The sequence below is a fragment of the Citrobacter freundii complex sp. CFNIH9 genome (assembly GCF_002903305.1).
Lineage (GTDB): Bacteria > Pseudomonadota > Gammaproteobacteria > Enterobacterales > Enterobacteriaceae > Citrobacter > Citrobacter portucalensis.
In genome coordinates this window covers 1,844,851-1,860,990 of the sequence record NZ_CP026238.1, presented here as the reverse complement: position 1 = coordinate 1,860,990, position 16,140 = coordinate 1,844,851, and the positions used below count along the sequence as shown (strand labels likewise).

Annotated in this window: 14 protein-coding genes; 4 read left to right on the top strand and 10 right to left on the bottom strand. The window is 53.5% G+C overall.

The genetic code is table 11. From position 1 onward, the window contains the following. Positions 1-192: 192 nt before the first annotated feature. From efeB to putP, 4 genes are all read right to left on the bottom strand, one after another. On the bottom strand, positions 193-1,476 hold the full coding sequence (gene efeB / locus C2U43_RS09335; protein WP_103285005.1) for an iron uptake transporter deferrochelatase/peroxidase subunit: 1,284 nt from the start codon (positions 1,474-1,476) through the stop codon (positions 193-195). Positions 1,477-1,481: 5 nt separating this feature from the next. Continuing rightward, on the bottom strand, positions 1,482-2,609 hold the full coding sequence (gene efeO / locus C2U43_RS09330; RefSeq protein WP_003832073.1) for an iron uptake system protein EfeO: 1,128 nt from the start codon (positions 2,607-2,609) through the stop codon (positions 1,482-1,484). Between the two features lie 58 nt (positions 2,610-2,667). Next, complete coding sequence (gene efeU, locus C2U43_RS09325; RefSeq protein WP_103285004.1) at positions 2,668-3,501, bottom strand: iron uptake transporter permease EfeU; 834 nt, start codon at positions 3,499-3,501, stop codon at positions 2,668-2,670. Between the two features lie 213 nt (positions 3,502-3,714). Beyond that, positions 3,715-5,223, bottom strand: a complete 1,509-nt coding sequence (putP, locus tag C2U43_RS09320) for a sodium/proline symporter PutP (protein WP_032942939.1) — start codon at positions 5,221-5,223, stop codon at positions 3,715-3,717. A gap of 422 nt (positions 5,224-5,645) precedes the next feature. Here putP and putA point away from each other — a divergent pair, with 422 nt between their 5' ends. Then, positions 5,646-9,608, top strand: a complete 3,963-nt coding sequence (gene putA / locus C2U43_RS09315; RefSeq protein ID WP_079934903.1) for a trifunctional transcriptional regulator/proline dehydrogenase/L-glutamate gamma-semialdehyde dehydrogenase — start codon at positions 5,646-5,648, stop codon at positions 9,606-9,608. Positions 9,609-9,667: 59 nt separating this feature from the next. Beyond that, complete coding sequence (locus tag C2U43_RS09310) at positions 9,668-10,063, top strand: lysozyme inhibitor LprI family protein (RefSeq protein WP_103285003.1); 396 nt, start codon at positions 9,668-9,670, stop codon at positions 10,061-10,063. On the opposite strand, the gene rutR is transcribed toward C2U43_RS09310, so the two are convergent. The 3 genes from rutR to C2U43_RS09295 all read right to left on the bottom strand — a co-directional run bounded on the left by rutR (position 10,060) and on the right by C2U43_RS09295 (position 12,005). Further along, the gene (rutR, locus tag C2U43_RS09305; RefSeq protein WP_103285002.1) at positions 10,060-10,698 is read right to left on the bottom strand and encodes an HTH-type transcriptional regulator RutR; all 639 of its coding nucleotides are present in this window, start codon (positions 10,696-10,698) and stop codon (positions 10,060-10,062) included. The two genes, C2U43_RS09310 and rutR, sit on opposite strands and share 4 nt — an antisense overlap. Positions 10,699-10,756: 58 nt before the next feature. Beyond that, entirely contained in the window at positions 10,757-11,671 is a 915-nt protein-coding gene (locus C2U43_RS09300; protein WP_048235672.1) for a DMT family transporter, read from the bottom strand. Positions 11,672-11,831: 160 nt separating this feature from the next. Further along, a complete protein-coding gene (locus C2U43_RS09295; protein WP_003036022.1) occupies positions 11,832-12,005 on the bottom strand; it encodes a general stress protein in 174 nt (57 codons plus the stop codon). A gap of 386 nt (positions 12,006-12,391) precedes the next feature. On the opposite strand from C2U43_RS09295, the gene wrbA reads away from it, so the two are divergent. Then, the gene (wrbA, locus tag C2U43_RS09290) at positions 12,392-12,988 is read left to right on the top strand and encodes an NAD(P)H:quinone oxidoreductase (protein WP_048227001.1); all 597 of its coding nucleotides are present in this window, start codon (positions 12,392-12,394) and stop codon (positions 12,986-12,988) included. A 20-nt stretch (positions 12,989-13,008) separates the two neighbouring features. After that, positions 13,009-13,236, top strand: coding sequence for a YccJ family protein (locus tag C2U43_RS09285; RefSeq protein WP_003036015.1), 228 nt, complete (start codon positions 13,009-13,011; stop codon positions 13,234-13,236). 37 nt (positions 13,237-13,273) lie between these two features. Here C2U43_RS09285 and agp read toward each other — a convergent pair whose 3' ends face one another. The 3 genes from agp to C2U43_RS09270 all read right to left on the bottom strand — a co-directional run bounded on the left by agp (position 13,274) and on the right by C2U43_RS09270 (position 16,135). Continuing rightward, on the bottom strand, positions 13,274-14,515 hold the full coding sequence (agp, locus tag C2U43_RS09280) for a bifunctional glucose-1-phosphatase/inositol phosphatase (RefSeq protein WP_103285001.1): 1,242 nt from the start codon (positions 14,513-14,515) through the stop codon (positions 13,274-13,276). Positions 14,516-14,602: 87 nt separating this feature from the next. After that, positions 14,603-15,310 carry an ArsR/SmtB family transcription factor gene (locus tag C2U43_RS09275; RefSeq protein WP_103285000.1) on the bottom strand — a complete coding sequence of 236 codons (708 nt, stop codon included), beginning with the start codon at positions 15,308-15,310 and terminating at the stop codon, positions 14,603-14,605. A gap of 69 nt (positions 15,311-15,379) precedes the next feature. Continuing rightward, the gene (locus tag C2U43_RS09270; protein ID WP_103284999.1) at positions 15,380-16,135 is read right to left on the bottom strand and encodes a sulfite exporter TauE/SafE family protein; all 756 of its coding nucleotides are present in this window, start codon (positions 16,133-16,135) and stop codon (positions 15,380-15,382) included. Between the last annotated feature and the right edge of the window lie 5 nt (positions 16,136-16,140).

Here is a 16,140-nt window from a genome sequence, read left to right as displayed (position 1 = left end):
AAGTACATCATAACCTTTCGCTAATGCAACAATATTTTTACTTGTTGTTAACTTAAATTCTATCTTATCACCAGAGACAGTCTCTTGCAGAAAGATGACAGAATTATTTCAGTCGCATACCGATCATAAAAAATAGTTTGTTCCTTCATCAAGATGTCAGGAAAAACCCCGCTGTACTGCGGGGCATAATCATCAGGCTTCAAGCAGAGACTGTCCCAGATAATTATCTGCAGTTTTAACACCCGGCAAAGCAAAGAAATATCCCCCACCAATCGGTTTGACATATTCTTCCAGCGCTTCACCGTTCAGACGTTTCTGCACTGTCAAAAAACCTTTTTCCAGATCGTGTTGATAGCAGACAAACAACAGCCCCATATCCAGCTGACCGGAATTAGTCACACCGAGCGAATAACTGTAGCCACGACGCATCATCAGGCTGGAGTCGGTCTCTTTCGTACGCGGATTTGCGAGACGGATATGGCTGTCGAGCGCAATCACCTCGCCTTCAGGATCGCTGGCATAGTCAGGCACATCATGCTCATGCTGCATACCCAGCGGTGCGCCGGTGTGTTTATCGCGACCAAAAATCGTTTGCTGCTCTTTCAGCGGCGTACGATCCCAGAACTCAACGCGAAACTGAATGAGCCTGACGGCCTGATAGCTTCCGCCTTGCGCCCAGGCAGGCTCGCCCTGACCGTCCGTAACCCACACCACGTCTTGCATCAACTTCGCATCCGTAGCGTCCGGATTCGCGGTGCCGTCTTTAAAGCCAAGCAAATTGACCGGGGTCTCTTTGCCTTTACTACGTGCGGCGTGGTCGGAAATAAAACCTTCACGTTTCCAGCGCACGCTAAGGAGATCGGGCGTATGTTTAATGATATCGCGCAACGCGTGGATGACGGTGTCCTGGGTGTTGGCACAAATCTGCAGCAGCACATCGCCATGGCACAGCGCCGCATCCAGCGAATCATTCGGGAAACGGGTCATTTTTTGCAGCTTTTTCGGCATCTGCGATTTCAGTCCATAGCGTTCATCAAACAGCGAGGAGCCGACTGACAACGTCATCGTCAGGTTGTCTGGCGCAATGTATGCGCCGAGGATACCTGAATCCATAGGGGGGAGACGCGGATTCGGCGTATCCGGCGCAGGTCCACCGGTGGTCAGAAACGCAAACCGGCTGGTCAGCAACCGGAATAAACGCTCAAGATCGGCCTTGTCGCTGGCAAGAACATCGAATGCCACCAGCATCATTGATGCCTGCTGCGGCGTCAGGATCCCCGCCTGATGCTGACCATAAAACGGCTGCGCTTCACTACGTGCATCCGGAGACAACGTGCCCGGCGCGCTTTGTGTTTTTTGCGCGTGGGCAACTGGACACCCACCCGCCAGCGCCAGCGCCCCACCCAGGGCGCCCATCCCTTTCAGTAAACGTCGGCGTGACGGTTCGCTCACGCCGTTTTCATTATCTTGCTGCATAGTGCTTAATCCAGACCCAGAACACCGCGTAATTGCGACAAATCTTCCGCCAGCGTCGTGATTGGCCCTTTCAGTGCATTACGATCGGCATCAGTCAGTTTGTCATAGGTTTCAAAGCCGTCTTTGGTACGGTACTTGCTCAGAATGGTATCGACCTTTTTGAAGTTCGCATCCACCTTCGCAAGCAGTTCAGCATTGGATTTTTGCAACTGAGGACGCAGGAGATCGACAATTTTCTGCGCACCATCGACGTTGGCCTGGAAATCCCACAGATCGGTATGGCTATAGCGATCTTCTTCCCCACTGATTTTGCTGGCAGCAACTTCTTCAATCAGTCCTGCTGCCCCGCCAACAACTTTAGACGGTGGGAAAGCCAGCTCGCTAATACGCGTTTGCAGGTCAAGAACATCGCTGTTTAATTGGTCGGCGTACTTATCCATACCTTTGGTGGTATTGTCGCCAAACAGCGCTTTCTCCAGGCGGTGGAAGCCGGTGAATTTAGGATCGGCGGCTTTTTGTTCGTAATCATCTTCCCGCGCATCGATGCTGCCGTCGAGATCGGAGAACAGTTCAGCAATCGGTTCAATACGCTCATAATGCTGACGGGTTGGCGCATACAGCGATTTCGCTTTTTCCAGATCACCTGCCTTAATCGCATCGGTAAAGGCTTTAGTGCCCGCAACCAACTGCGCGGTTTCAGCTGTCACATAGGCTTTGTATTCGGTAATCGCGCCGCTCAGACTCAGCAGAGCATCGCTTTGTGCGGCATCCGCCGTTGCGCTACCTTTTACGATCAGTTTACCTTTCGGGTTAGTCAACAGACCGCAGGTCATATCATATTCGCCAGGCTGGAGGTTAGCGGTCATTTTCTGGCTAAAGCCTGGTGCAATGTTTTCGCGCTCTTCAACCACCATAACGCCTTTGAGGATCTCCCACTCCAGCGCTTTCTGGCTATGGTTCTGGATGATGAACTGCGTTTTCCCGGCATTAACCGTGATAGTCATCGGTTCACATTGTTTGTCGTTAACCGTGACTTTCACCTGCGGAATATCGGCAGCTTGTGCATTAAAAGCGGAGGCAAACAGCGCGGCTATACCTAGCTGCAGCGCACTACGGCGAAAATTAAACGTCATAACCTATCCCTATAAATAAGTATGTTGTAACTAAAAAGTATTCTGCATCGCGTTTTTATCAAGGTGCGGTACGCGATGCCGTAGTGCCTGAACGCGGCGGTAACGCAAACATAATCAACGCCGGAATCAGGTAGATAAACCAGACAGCGACTTCACTAACGCTTGGCGCTTCCTGATAGCCGAAAATGCCTTCCATCAATGTGCCAAACAGTGAATGCGTCGACAGCACGCTGCTCAGGTCAAACGCCACATCCTGAAAATGATTCCACAACCCGGCTTCGTGGAAAGCGCGGATTGCCCCAGCAGCAAGACCGGCAGCCACCAGCAAAATGAACAGGCTGGTCCATTTAAAGAATGCCCCAAGGTTGAGGCGAATGCCGCCGAGGTAAATCAGGTAACCCAGTACCACCGCGGTAGCCAGTCCCAGCATCGCGCCTAACGGCGGCCAGATGCCTACATCCTGCTGGAATGCCGCCAACAGGAAGAACACCGATTCCAGCCCTTCTCGGGCAACGGCAAAAAAGACCATCATTACCAGCGGCCAGCCGTGATGGTTGCCACGTTGCAACGCGTTATCGACAGCCTGTTCAAGCTGGACTTTGACGTTGCGCGAAACTTTACGCATCCAGAACACCATCCAGGTAAGGATCACCACGGCAATGACCGCCACGATGCCTTCAAACAGCTCCTGTTCTTTTTGCGGAAATTCACCGGTGGTTTCGTTGATGAAAATCCCTAACGCCAGGCATAACGCCGCCGCCAGCAGAACACCAATCCACATCACACCAATCCATCGACCACGCTGAGTCCGTTTCAGGTAGCTGGCAATCAGGCTGACAATCAGCGCGGCCTCTAACCCTTCGCGCAACATAATTAGAAATGGAACAAACATGCGAAGAACCCTTAAACGTTATTCTCAGTCAATTGATGAAAAGAAAAGTAAATTACAGTGATAGTGATTATCATTACAGCAAAGAAAAACTCAAGCAGAATGTTTTGAGAATGATGACTTAATGTAAACAGTTAGGCGGGTAACGGTTACGGCAGGTTTACAACGGAAGCAATAAAAAAGCCCGCTCGCGGCGGGCTTGAAGACAGAGGCAGATTATTCTGCCTGTAAACGCGATGGCGGAGCTGAGTGATAATGCGCATCAGCCTCGGCAAAACGTTGCTGCATAGCAGTTGAAGGCGCTTTACCCAACAGGCTGAAGACCACAATACCGATGCTGCCGAAAACAAAGCCCGGGATGATTTCATACAGACCCAGCCAGGCAAACTGCTTCCAGACGATTACCGTCACCGCACCGATGATCATCCCTGCCAGCGCGCCGTTGCGGGTCATACGCGACCACATTACCGAGAACAGAACCACCGGACCAAACGCCGCGCCGAAGCCCGCCCAGGCGTAGCTTACCAGACCAAGTACGCGGTTCTCAGGGTTCGCCGCCAGCGCGATAGACACCAGTGCCACGACCAACACCATGATGCGGCCAATCCACACCAACTCTTTCTGGCTGGCATTTTTACGCAGGAACGCTTTGTACAAATCTTCGGTGATTGCGCTGGAGCACACCAGCAGCTGGCAGCTCAGGGTCGACATAACCGCAGCGAGGATCGCAGACAGCAGAATACCGGCAATCCACGGGTTGAACAGGATTTGCGCCAGTTCAATAAACACACGCTCGGCGTTCTGGTTAACGGCACCGGCAAGCTGTGGGTTGTTGTTAAAGTAAGCAATACCAAAGAAGCCCACGGCTACAGCACCTGCCAGACACAGAATCATCCAGGCCATGCTAATGCGGCGAGCATGAACGATGCTATGGTGGGAATCTGCAGCCATAAAGCGCGCCAGAATATGCGGCTGACCAAAGTAGCCCAGACCCCAGCCCATCAGGGAAATGATGGCAACAAAATTCAGCCCTTTGAACATGTCCACGTTCTCAATGCTCTTTTGTTTAATCACTTCCAGCGAATCGTCGAATCCACCCACGCCAATGACTACCATCACCGGCGTCAGGATCAAAGCAAAGATCATCAGGCTGGCCTGGACGGTATCGGTCCAGCTAACCGCCAGGAAACCACCAATAAAGGTATAAATGATCGTCGCGGCCGCGCCCGCCCACAGTGCTGTTTCGTAGCTCATGCCAAAGGTGCTTTCAAACAGACGAGCCCCTGCCACAATACCGGAAGCACAATAGATGGTGAAAAACAGCAGAATAACCAGCGCGGAGATAATACGCAGAATTCGGCTTTTATCTTCAAAGCGACCGGTAAAGTAATCCGGTAACGTCAGCGCATTGTTATTGTATTCGGTGTGTACGCGTAAACGTCCGGCCACCAGCTTCCAGTTGATCCAGGCGCCCAAAATAAGGCCGATGGCGATCCAGCTTTCTGAAATCCCCGACAGGAAAATCGCGCCAGGCAGACCCATCAGCAACCAGCCGCTCATGTCAGATGCCCCGGCGGATAACGCGGTCACGAATGGACCCAGACTGCGTCCACCCAGAATGTAATCGTCAAAGTTTTTGGTTGAACGCCATGCAATAAACCCTATCAATATCATGCCGAAAATATAGACACAGAATGTCACTAACATCGGTGTGCTAATAGCCATCAAAACTCTCCAAAATTATGTATCAGCAATGCCGTGGCTTGCCGTTTTATTACCCTGCCGGAACGTGGCAAAGATATCTATGTTGACCAGGGCGACCGTATCCTGCCGGAAGCGATGGTTATTCACAATCGATTTAACACACCATTTACATCAAATTTAATCCAGAGTAGATAGCATTTTTCTGTAGGTTGCACTCTCTCACATTTTTTTCGGTTGCACCTTTTAAAAGTGTTAACTACCGCAGAGAAAAAGATTCTGTAATTTTTACAGCCCACATCATAAGACTCATATTTATTAACATCTCATTCATTTCCAAGCTTGCAAACCAAGTCACATTTAACACGGTTGCACAAAGTTGCAACATAGTGGATATTTCTCGGTAACTATCAGACCCGTATTTCAGTACAACAGGAGTAAACGGCATGGGAACCACCACGATGGGGGTTAAACTGGATGACGCCACTCGCGAGCGTATTAAAACAGCAGCATCACGAATCGATCGCACGCCACATTGGCTGATCAAGCAAGCCATCTTTAATTATCTCGAAAGACTGGAAAATGACGACGCGCTTCCTGAACTGCCGGCCCTGCTGGCGGGTGCCGCGAATGAGGGTGAGGAGTCAACCACGCCGCAGAATGAAGCGCATCAGCCTTTCCTGGAATTTGCCGAACAGATCCTGCCGCAGTCAGTTTCCCGCGCAGCAATCACCGCCGCGTACCGCCGAGCCGAAACCGATGCTGTGCCGATGCTGATGGAACAGGCTCGTCTGCCGCAACCCATCGCGGAGCAAGCGCACAAGCTGGCGTACGATCTGGCCGACAAACTGCGTAACCAAAAGACCGCCAGCGGCCGCGCCGGGATGGTACAGGGTTTATTGCAGGAATTCTCACTTTCTTCGCAGGAAGGGGTCGCGCTGATGTGCCTGGCCGAAGCCCTGCTGCGTATTCCTGATAAGGCAACCCGCGATGCGTTAATCCGCGACAAAATCAGCAACGGCAACTGGCAGTCGCACATTGGACGTAGCCCGTCCCTGTTCGTCAACGCGGCGACCTGGGGGCTGTTGTTTACCGGTCGTCTGGTTTCTACGCATAATGAAGCCAGCCTCTCACGCTCACTCAACCGTATTATCGGTAAAAGCGGTGAACCACTGGTGCGTAAAGGCGTCGACATGGCAATGCGCCTGATGGGCGAGCAGTTCGTCACCGGAGAGACTATCGCCGAAGCGCTGGCTAACGCCCGTAAACTGGAAGAAAAAGGTTTCCGCTACTCTTACGACATGCTGGGCGAAGCGGCTCTGACCGCCGCCGATGCCCAGGCTTATATGGTTTCGTACCAACAGGCAATCCACGCCATTGGTAAAGCCTCAAATGGTCGCGGCATCTATGAAGGGCCGGGCATTTCTATCAAGCTGTCAGCGCTGCATCCGCGTTATAGCCGCGCGCAGTATGACCGCGTGATGGATGAACTCTATCCGCGTCTGAAGTCGCTTACTCTGCTGGCCCGCCAGTACGACATCGGTATCAATATCGATGCTGAAGAGGCCGACCGACTGGAGATCTCCCTCGATCTGCTGGAGAAACTGTGCTTTGAACCTGAACTCGCGGGCTGGAACGGTATCGGCTTTGTTATTCAGGCCTACCAGAAGCGCTGCCCGTATGTTATCGACTACCTGATTGACCTCGCCACGCGCAGCCGCCGTCGCCTGATGATCCGCCTGGTTAAAGGCGCCTACTGGGATAGCGAAATCAAACGTGCGCAAATGGACGGTCTGGAAGGTTATCCGGTCTATACCCGTAAGGTCTACACTGACGTTTCCTATCTGGCCTGCGCGAAAAAACTGCTTGCGGTACCGAATCTGATCTACCCGCAGTTCGCCACCCACAACGCCCATACGCTGGCGGCGATTTATCAGTTGGCCGGTCAAAACTACTATCCGGGTCAGTACGAGTTCCAGTGCCTGCACGGTATGGGCGAACCGCTGTATGAGCAGGTCACAGGTAAAGTTGCCGATGGCAAACTGAACCGTCCATGCCGTATTTATGCGCCAGTCGGCACGCATGAAACGCTGCTTGCGTATCTGGTGCGTCGTCTGCTGGAAAACGGCGCCAACACCTCGTTCGTCAACCGCATTGCAGACACTACCCTGCCGCTGGATGAACTGGTAGCCGATCCGGTCGAAGCCGTTGAAAAACTGGCGCAGCAGGAAGGCCAGGCTGGTCTGCCACATCCGAAGATTGCCCTGCCGCGTGACCTGTACGGTAAAGGCCGCGAAAACTCAGGCGGGCTGGATTTAGCGAACGAACATCGTCTGGCCTCACTGTCCTCCGCCCTGCTTAACAGCGCGCTGCAAAAATGGCACGCTAAACCGATGCTCGAACATCCGGTTGCTGACGGTGAAATGACCCCAGTCGTCAACCCGGCCGAACCGAAAGACATTGTCGGTTATGTGCGTGAAGCGACTCACAGCGAAGTGGAACAGGCATTGCAGAACGCGGTAAATAACGCGCCGATCTGGTTCGCCACACCGCCACAAGAGCGCGCCGCTATTTTGCATCGCGCCGCCGTTCTGATGGAAGGCCAGATGCAGCAGTTAATTGGCATTCTGGTGCGCGAAGCGGGCAAAACTTTCAGCAACGCCATTGCGGAAGTGCGCGAAGCGGTAGACTTCCTGCACTATTATGCCGGTCAGGTCCGCGATGATTTCGATAATGAAACCCATCGTCCGTTAGGGCCGGTGGTCTGTATCAGCCCCTGGAACTTCCCGCTGGCCATTTTCACCGGGCAGATTGCCGCTGCGCTGGCGGCGGGCAACAGCGTGTTGGCAAAACCCGCGGAACAAACTCCGCTGATTGCCGCCCAGGGTATTGCCATTTTACTCGAAGCAGGTGTGCCGCCAGGCGTGGTGCAACTGTTGCCCGGCCAGGGCGAAACGGTCGGGGCACAGCTCACTTCCGATGAGCGCGTACGCGGCGTCATGTTTACCGGCTCAACGGAAGTCGCCACGCTGTTGCAACGTAATATCGCGACCCGCCTGGATGCTCAGGGGCGTCCAATCCCGCTTATCGCCGAAACCGGCGGGATGAACGCCATGATCGTCGACTCTTCTGCATTAACGGAACAGGTCGTGGTCGACGTTCTGGCTTCTGCCTTCGACAGCGCCGGACAGCGCTGCTCTGCGCTTCGCGTCCTGTGTCTGCAGGACGATGTCGCCGACCATACGCTGAAAATGCTGCGTGGCGCGATGGCGGAATGCCGCATGGGTAACCCGGGCCGCCTGACCACCGATATTGGACCGGTAATCGATGAAGAAGCCAAAGCCAATATTGAGCGCCATATTCAGGCCATGCGCGCCAAAGGGCGTCCGGTGTTTCAGGCCGCGCGTGAAAACAGCGATGATGCGCGTGAATGGCAAACCGGTACCTTTATCGCGCCGACGCTTATCGAGCTGGAAAGCTTCGACGAATTACAAAAAGAGGTGTTCGGTCCGGTACTGCACGTTGTGCGTTACACCCGCAACAATCTGGGCAGTCTGATTGAGCAAATTAATGCCTCCGGCTATGGCCTGACGCTGGGCGTGCACACCCGTATCGATGAAACCATCGCCCAGGTCACGGGTTCGGCACATGTGGGGAACCTGTACGTTAACCGCAATATGGTCGGCGCCGTCGTCGGAGTGCAGCCATTCGGTGGCGAAGGCTTGTCAGGAACCGGGCCAAAAGCGGGTGGACCGCTGTATCTGTACCGCCTGCTGGCAAACCGTCCGGAAAATGCGTTAGGCATTACGCTTGCCCGTCAGGATGCCGAATACCCTGTCGATGCACAGCTTAAAACGGCGCTCGTTCAGCCGCTGGAAGCGCTTAGCGAATGGGCAACCGATCGTCCAGCACTGCGTGCGCTCTGCCAACAGTTTGGCGAACTGGCGCAGGCCGGAACGCAACGCCTGCTGCCAGGACCCACCGGCGAGCGCAATACCTGGACGCTGTTGCCGCGCGAACGCGTGCTGTGTATCGCCGATGATGAACAGGATGCGCTGGTACAGGTTGCCGCTGTAACTTCCGTTGGTAGCTTAATTCTGTGGCCGGATGATACATTCCATCGCGACCTGGCAAAACGCCTGCCAGCAGTAGTTTCCGGGCGCATCCAGTTTGCCAAAGCAGACAACATCACTACGCAGCCGTTTGATGCGGTTATTTTCCACGGTGATTCCGATCAGCTTCGCGCACTGTGTGAAGCGGTGGCGGCCCGCGAAGGGGCGATTGTGTCGGTCCAGGGCTTTGCCCGCGGCGAAAGCAATATCCTGCTGGAAAGGTTGTATATTGAGCGCTCCCTGAGCGTCAATACCGCCGCAGCTGGGGGGAACGCCAGCCTGATGACAATCGGCTAAGGTTGTGGTTAATTAAGGCTCCGGTAACGGGGCCTTTTTTTATTAAGCCAGAGGGAAGCATGAAACGAATCGTACTGACATGTGCAGCGCTGCTGCTTAGCGCCCAGGCGCTGGCGGATGACTGCGCCAACGCGAACACGCAGATTGAGATGAACACCTGTGCGGCAGAGCAGTATAAGGCGGCCGACGCCAAACTTAATGAAACTTATCAGAATGCGCTGAAGCGCGCCGCCCCAACCCAGCGCGATTTACTGAAAAAAGCGCAAATATCCTGGATAACTTTGCGCGATGCGGACTGTGCGTTAATCAGTTCTGGCACTGAAGGCGGTAGCGTTCAGGCGATGATTTCCAGCCAGTGCCTGACGGATAAGACCAACGAGCGCGAAGCGTTTCTCGCCTCACTTTTGCAGTGTGAAGAAGGCGATTTAAGCTGCCCGTTACCGCCGGCCAGTTAACGCACGCGGATCCCTTCAATAATCATCCGCTGTACGCTCTCCACCGTTTGGTTAAAAAAGGCTTCATCACGCAGCGTTGCGCCCGTCACCGCCTCTACCTGTGGGGCAAAATCGGCGTAGTGCTGAGTTGAAGCCCAAATCATAAAAATCAGATGATGCGGATCGACCGGAGCCAGTTTTCCGCTTTTGATCCAACCGGCAATCAGCGCGGATTTCTCATCAATTAGCGTTTTAAGATCCCCCTCCAGTTCTGCCATCAATAAAGGCGCTCCGGCCAGCATCTCCATACAAAACAGCCGTGAGGCCTGAGGGTAATCGCGCGACACTTCCAGCTTAAGGCGAATGTATTCTTTAATGGCCACCAGCGGCGCAAAGTCTTCGCGAAAAGCTTTCAATGGAGCCAGCCAGATGTCGAGGATCTGCCGTAAAACGGCAATATAAAGCACCTCTTTTGACGGGTAGTAATAAAGTAGATTGGTTTTTGACACGCCCGCCTGCTCTGCCACCTGCTCCAGGCGCGTGCCGTGGATCCCATATTGGGAGAAGATATTTAATGCCGCGGTTAAGATGGCCTCGCGTTTTGCACTGACGGCCTGCGAGCGCTTACCTGTTTTTTTCTCTGCGCGTTGGACCATGCGCCCTCTCCTTCTTGTGAGGGCGTCAGCATACCAAATCACGCGGTGAATGGTTAAATTAAAGCGATTCCGGCGGCGCCTCTTGTCCAAGCGCTTTTTTCTTTTTGAACTTCAGCTCGCTGACCAGTACGCCAACAATAATGAATGCCGCACCAAGCAATGCAAGTAGCGGTAAGCGTTCACCCGCCAGACGGCCAAAGATCCCCGCCCACACCGGTTCACCGGTATAAATAACCGTCGCGCGCGTCGGCGAAACGCTGCGCTGCGCCCAGTTCATGGTGACCTGAATAATCGCGCTAAAAATACCCAGCCCCAGCGCCACCACCAGCAATCCGGTAGACATTGGTGGTACGGTCTCTCCGGCCGGTCCCATCGCCATAAACGCCACTATCGAAGCGGTTGCCAGTTGCACTACCGTTACCCGACGAACATCCACTTTTCCTGCCCACGCGCTAATCAGGATAATTTCTGCCGCAATCGCCACCGCACCGGCGAGCGTGATCCACTCGCCTTCGCCTAAAGCCAGTAAATTGCCTCCCGGTCCGGCCAGAAAAATCAATCCGATAAAGGCCAGCACAATGCCGACGCACGGCATCAGACCTGGCATGCGTCCCAGACACAACCATTGTAAAAGCGGCACCAACGGTACGTACATCGCGGTAATAAACGCCGATTTACTGCTGGGAATAAACTGTAACCCCCAGGTTTGCAGACTATAACCCAGCGCAATTGCGATACCGATTGCAACCCCTGCTTTAACTTCCAGCCACGTCAGCTTATGCAGTGTGTGTAACGACAAAAGCGCGACCGCCACCGCGGCAGTGGCAAAACGCACACCGACAAAGAAAAAAGGGCCGCTCAGGGTAACGGCATATTGCACCGCCAAAAACGTGCCCCCCCAGAACATGGTGATCACAATGAGGATCGCTTCCTGAGGTTTAACAGAGAAGGAATAACGAGAAAGTAATGACATGAGACACCCGATTAACTGAATGTCATTAGTCTGCGTTGCGTTTTGTTACAGTTCAACCTTGCAGACAAAAAAACCGCCGGAAAGACCCGGCGGCGGTGGCTATGTAACGTCTGTCTCTGACTCTCAGCCGTCACGACATATCTGACAGATAGCCCGACAATTACGATTTGTTGTTGCCGTGACTATTTTTGCCCCCTTTTTTGCCTGCCTCTGAAGCGCGTTGCGGGTCATTCTTGAAGTTGCCCCCGCTGTGCTGGCCACCTTTTCGACCTGCTTCTGATGCTCTTTCGCGGTCTTCCGCAAAGTTGCCGGAACCGCCCCGATGGTTTGCCATTACTGACCTCCGTCATTGATTAGACATCATATTGCATAGGTACTGAGGAGTGATACCTCACGCAGCGTTACGGGCGAGGCCCTGAAAATAACTGCGTGGGAATAAGCATAGTGAAGTGTGACCAGGGCAGACGCTAACTGTAATATCCTGCAACAGGATCAGGAGTGACAAAGAAATAATCACCATAAGAAATCAATAAGTCTTTCTTATGACTACCGAATTCTACCCGGTTAAATATGTATCATTTTGCTACAAAGAAGGTTGTTATAAAAATTGTTATAAATCAAAGAAGTGATTGTGAAATTTGCACTCCTGACAGTACGTCATATCTTTAAAGGTAGGTAGCGAATCGCTACGGACACGGTTAACTCGAGGAGTAGTGTAAAATGGCAAAAGTTCTGGTGCTTTATTATTCCATGTACGGACACATTGAAACTATGGCCCACGCAGTCGCAGAAGGCGCAAATAAGGTAGATGGCGCGGAAGTGATTATTAAGCGTGTACCAGAGACCATGCAGCCCGAGATTTTCCTTAAGGCTGGCGGCAAAACACAAAACGCACCAGTCGCAACCCCGCAAGAACTGGCTGATTACGACGCCATCATTTTTGGTACCCCCACGCGCTTTGGCAATATGTCCGGTCAGATGCGTACCTTCCTCGACCAGACTGGCGGGCTGTGGGCCTCTGGCGGCCTGTACGGCAAACTCGCCAGCGTATTCAGCTCAACGGGAACCGGCGGCGGTCAGGAACAAACCATTACATCAACCTGGACTACGCTTGCCCACCATGGGATGGTGATTGTACCTATCGGTTACGCGGCGCAAGAGCTGTTTGATGTCTCTCAAGTTCGCGGCGGTACCCCTTACGGTGCAACCACCATTGCCGGAGGCGACGGCTCCCGCCAGCCAACTCAGGAAGAATTATCTATCGCCCGCTATCAGGGTGAATATGTCGCAGGTCTGGCAGTAAAACTCAACGGCTAATCTTCAACAGGAGGATTCGAATGCCAACTCAAGAAGCGAAAGCCCATCGCGTCGGCGAATGGGCAAGTCTGCGCAATACATCGCCGGAAATAGCCGAAGCCATTTTTGAAGTCGCACATTATGACGAGAAACTGGCGGAAAAAATTTGGGAAGAAGGTAGCGATGAGGTACTCATCAAAGCCTTTGAAAAAACAGACAAAGATTCGCTCTTTTGGGGTGAACAGACTATCGAACGCAAAAACGTCTAGCGCGCTGACTCCCCCGCGAACACGGGGGAGTTTTCTTTTACTTAGCCGCCTCATTCAGCACGCTATCGAACTTATCTATCCGGCAAAAACCATCCGCATCTATCGGACATCCTTTCAGCTCCAGCGTTACGCGCTGCGCCGGGGATTTCAGCGTCAGAACGTCTGCATTACGCAACTGCTGCGAGCTCTGATACACATACTCGATTTTCATCAGATCACGATTTGCATTGCTGTCATGCCAGCGCTGGAAGACAATCTTCCCGCCAATCGGCGTACGCTCGTTCTGATCGTGAAGCTGGTACGGTTTAAAATCCAGCGCGGTGAGCAGCGAAGCGATATTTGAATCATGCCCCACCAGCACGGTTATTTTCGGTGCTTTCGCACGTTCAGTAACCAGCGCATTATCAATATATTTCACCAGTGGTTTGGCGACGTTCTGCGCCACTTCCGGGGAGGTGAACAGGCTATCCTGATAGCCGTTTTTCAGCTTCGACAGAACCTTCCACTGCTGATCGGATTTAATCTCGCCCCAGGCAACTTTTTCCATCGGGAAGCCTTCGTAATATTGCAGCGTGAAGGCATCAACCAGCGAATTCCCCACCTTCAGCGGCCCCGAAACGCCTGGCTCCTGCTGGTACTTCGCGCTAAACGTATCTTTGGCATCGGTCAGGGAACACTGCTGTTTTTCTTTGCAGGACGGAGAGTCTTTGTAGTCGGTCATTTGCTCAAGCAACTGATAGCTATCGTTGAGCTGCATTTTGCTGCGCTCTTTCTCCATGGCCTGAACGGCCTGCTGGCTGAAGGCGGCGGAATCATCGGTGATCACCGGGTTAAAGGTGGGATCCATGGTGCCCATTTTTTCCTGATGATGGACCGGAACATCGCAACCAGGGAAAGCACCGGTGACAAAGAACTGCGCCGTGGCGACCGTACGCTGCAGGCTGTTAGCATAGGTATAGACCGTGTTCGGTGCCGGGCATTCGCCCGATTTCACCATCCCCTGCTCTGCCAGCCACTCTCGCATGTAGTGGCCCATATAGATTTCCAGCACACCGCCTTTAGTAGTGAGTTGCCCACCGGGGACATCCCATTCTGGCCATTGTTTGGGGGTGGACTGCTCAAGAACGCTGCCATTATTGGCTAAAGGTGCGCGTAAGTTATGCCGACTCATCATCAATACTTGCTGAAGCTGATAGCCTTCCGGCGCGGTCTGCGCCTGCGCGGCGGTTGACAATAAGACAGCCCCTGCCACGGCTGTGGCGATTAACGATTTATTCATCCCTACGACCTCTTGTTGTTATCAATCACAACAGAGTGTGACAGAAATATGACATATTTCCGGGAACGCTTTCGCAAAACAGACCATCTAGCGTGTCGTTTTAACACCAAACTCGGTTTCGAGTTTACGAATGCCAAGAGGTGTGAAGATGACATGGCGGCTGCCCTGTTCGGTTTTTATCCATCGCTGTTCAGTGAACCAGCGCAGCAGCGTTGCGCCAAGCACACCACCAGGATGATAACGTCGTTCGCTCCAGTCCAGACAACCGCAGGTTAACTTCCGCCGGGATGAGCCCGCCGCCAGGACAATCCCCATCTGTGCCAGCTTTTCCAGGCCAAGAGGAGTCAGCGTTTCACCATCCGGCGTTAACCACTGACGGGAAACCAGCGTATCGAACAACCTCACCGCGACCTCTCCGGCGAGATGGTCGTAGCAGGTGCGGGCATGGCGCAAACCTGGCGGTGTAGTGATTCTGCGGGGCGTTGATGTCGCCCACGCAACGCCCATCAGGCGTTCCAGCAGTTCAGCGATATCGGAACCTGCAAGACGAAAATAACGATGTCTGCCCTGCGCCAACGCGACAACAAAACGTTGTTCGCACAGACGCGCCAGATGCGCGCTGGCGGTCGACGCGGATATATCCGCCACCGCGCTGAGCTCAGTTGCAGTCCAGGCGCAGCCATCCATTAGGGCGCACAACATACGCGAGCGCGATTTATCGGCCATCACTGCCGCAGTGAGTGCCATTTTCGACTCCAGATCGCCCTCTTCTTCATGTAACATCACGGATGCCATAACGACCTCATTGGCCCTGAATCTCTGAATTAACGATGCCATGAAAGTCGCGCAAAGTCACCGCACCGGTCACACAGCACGCAGCATCATCTCTGTACCCAACCCGACCAGACAAAACAGAAAACAGCGTTTAAACACGAGCGGAGAAATAACCCTTCGCACACGGGTACCTATCCATTGGCCAATCAGCGCAGGAACAATGGCCAAAGCCGACAAACTTAACGATTGTATGGGCAGCGCGTTGTGCCACCACAGACCCAGCGCCAATGCCAGGGTCGAAAAGGCAAAAGAGATCCCGAGCGCCTGCACCAGTTCATCTTTCTCAAAGCCGAGGGACTGGATCCAGGGCACGGCGGGCATCACAAACACCCCGGTTCCGCCGGTCAATAAGCCGGTCACAAATCCAATAACGAGGGAGTACGGTTTTTCACGCTGCGGGGCCACCGCGATTTTCTTTCCCGCCAGCGTCCAGATAGCGTAGGCCACCAGCGCTACGCCGAGTGCAAACTGGGTTCGGGTGGTGTCACCACCGGTAATCCAGGCGCTGGCAAGCAGTGTCGCCACCACTACTGTCAGCAGCATTGGCCACAGTCGTTTGAGTAATTGGCGTGTATTTCCACCTCCGCCAAACTGGAACAAATTGCTTATCAGCGAAGGCAATAACAGCATGGCCGCCGCGGCAACCGGCGAAATAAGCGATCCGAGGATCCCCATAGCCACGGTGGGTAACCCCATACCCGTAACGCCTTTCACCATCCCGGCGAGGACAAATGTGACGGCAATCATCACCACCAGAGCGGGTCCGAACGCTAAAGAACTCGTCATGTTGC

Coding starts and splice junctions, on each gene's coding strand:
- C2U43_RS09285 (WP_003036015.1), top strand. CDS start 13,009: ATGCCAACTCAAGAAGCGAAAGCCCATCGCGTCGGCGAATGGGCAAGT.
- agp (WP_103285001.1), bottom strand. CDS start 14,515: ATGAATAAATCGTTAATCGCCACAGCCGTGGCAGGGGCTGTCTTATTG.
- efeB (WP_103285005.1), bottom strand. CDS start 1,476: ATGCAGCAAGATAATGAAAACGGCGTGAGCGAACCGTCACGCCGACGT.
- C2U43_RS09275 (WP_103285000.1), bottom strand. CDS start 15,310: ATGGCATCCGTGATGTTACATGAAGAAGAGGGCGATCTGGAGTCGAAA.
- efeU (WP_103285004.1), bottom strand. CDS start 3,501: ATGTTTGTTCCATTTCTAATTATGTTGCGCGAAGGGTTAGAGGCCGCG.
- rutR (WP_103285002.1), bottom strand. CDS start 10,698: ATGGTCCAACGCGCAGAGAAAAAAACAGGTAAGCGCTCGCAGGCCGTC.
- C2U43_RS09295 (WP_003036022.1), bottom strand. CDS start 12,005: ATGGCAAACCATCGGGGCGGTTCCGGCAACTTTGCGGAAGACCGCGAA.
- putA (WP_079934903.1), top strand. CDS start 5,646: ATGGGAACCACCACGATGGGGGTTAAACTGGATGACGCCACTCGCGAG.
- putP (WP_032942939.1), bottom strand. CDS start 5,223: ATGGCTATTAGCACACCGATGTTAGTGACATTCTGTGTCTATATTTTC.
- C2U43_RS09310 (WP_103285003.1), top strand. CDS start 9,668: ATGAAACGAATCGTACTGACATGTGCAGCGCTGCTGCTTAGCGCCCAG.
- wrbA (WP_048227001.1), top strand. CDS start 12,392: ATGGCAAAAGTTCTGGTGCTTTATTATTCCATGTACGGACACATTGAA.
- efeO (WP_003832073.1), bottom strand. CDS start 2,609: ATGACGTTTAATTTTCGCCGTAGTGCGCTGCAGCTAGGTATAGCCGCG.
- C2U43_RS09270 (WP_103284999.1), bottom strand. CDS start 16,135: ATGACGAGTTCTTTAGCGTTCGGACCCGCTCTGGTGGTGATGATTGCC.
- C2U43_RS09300 (WP_048235672.1), bottom strand. CDS start 11,671: ATGTCATTACTTTCTCGTTATTCCTTCTCTGTTAAACCTCAGGAAGCG.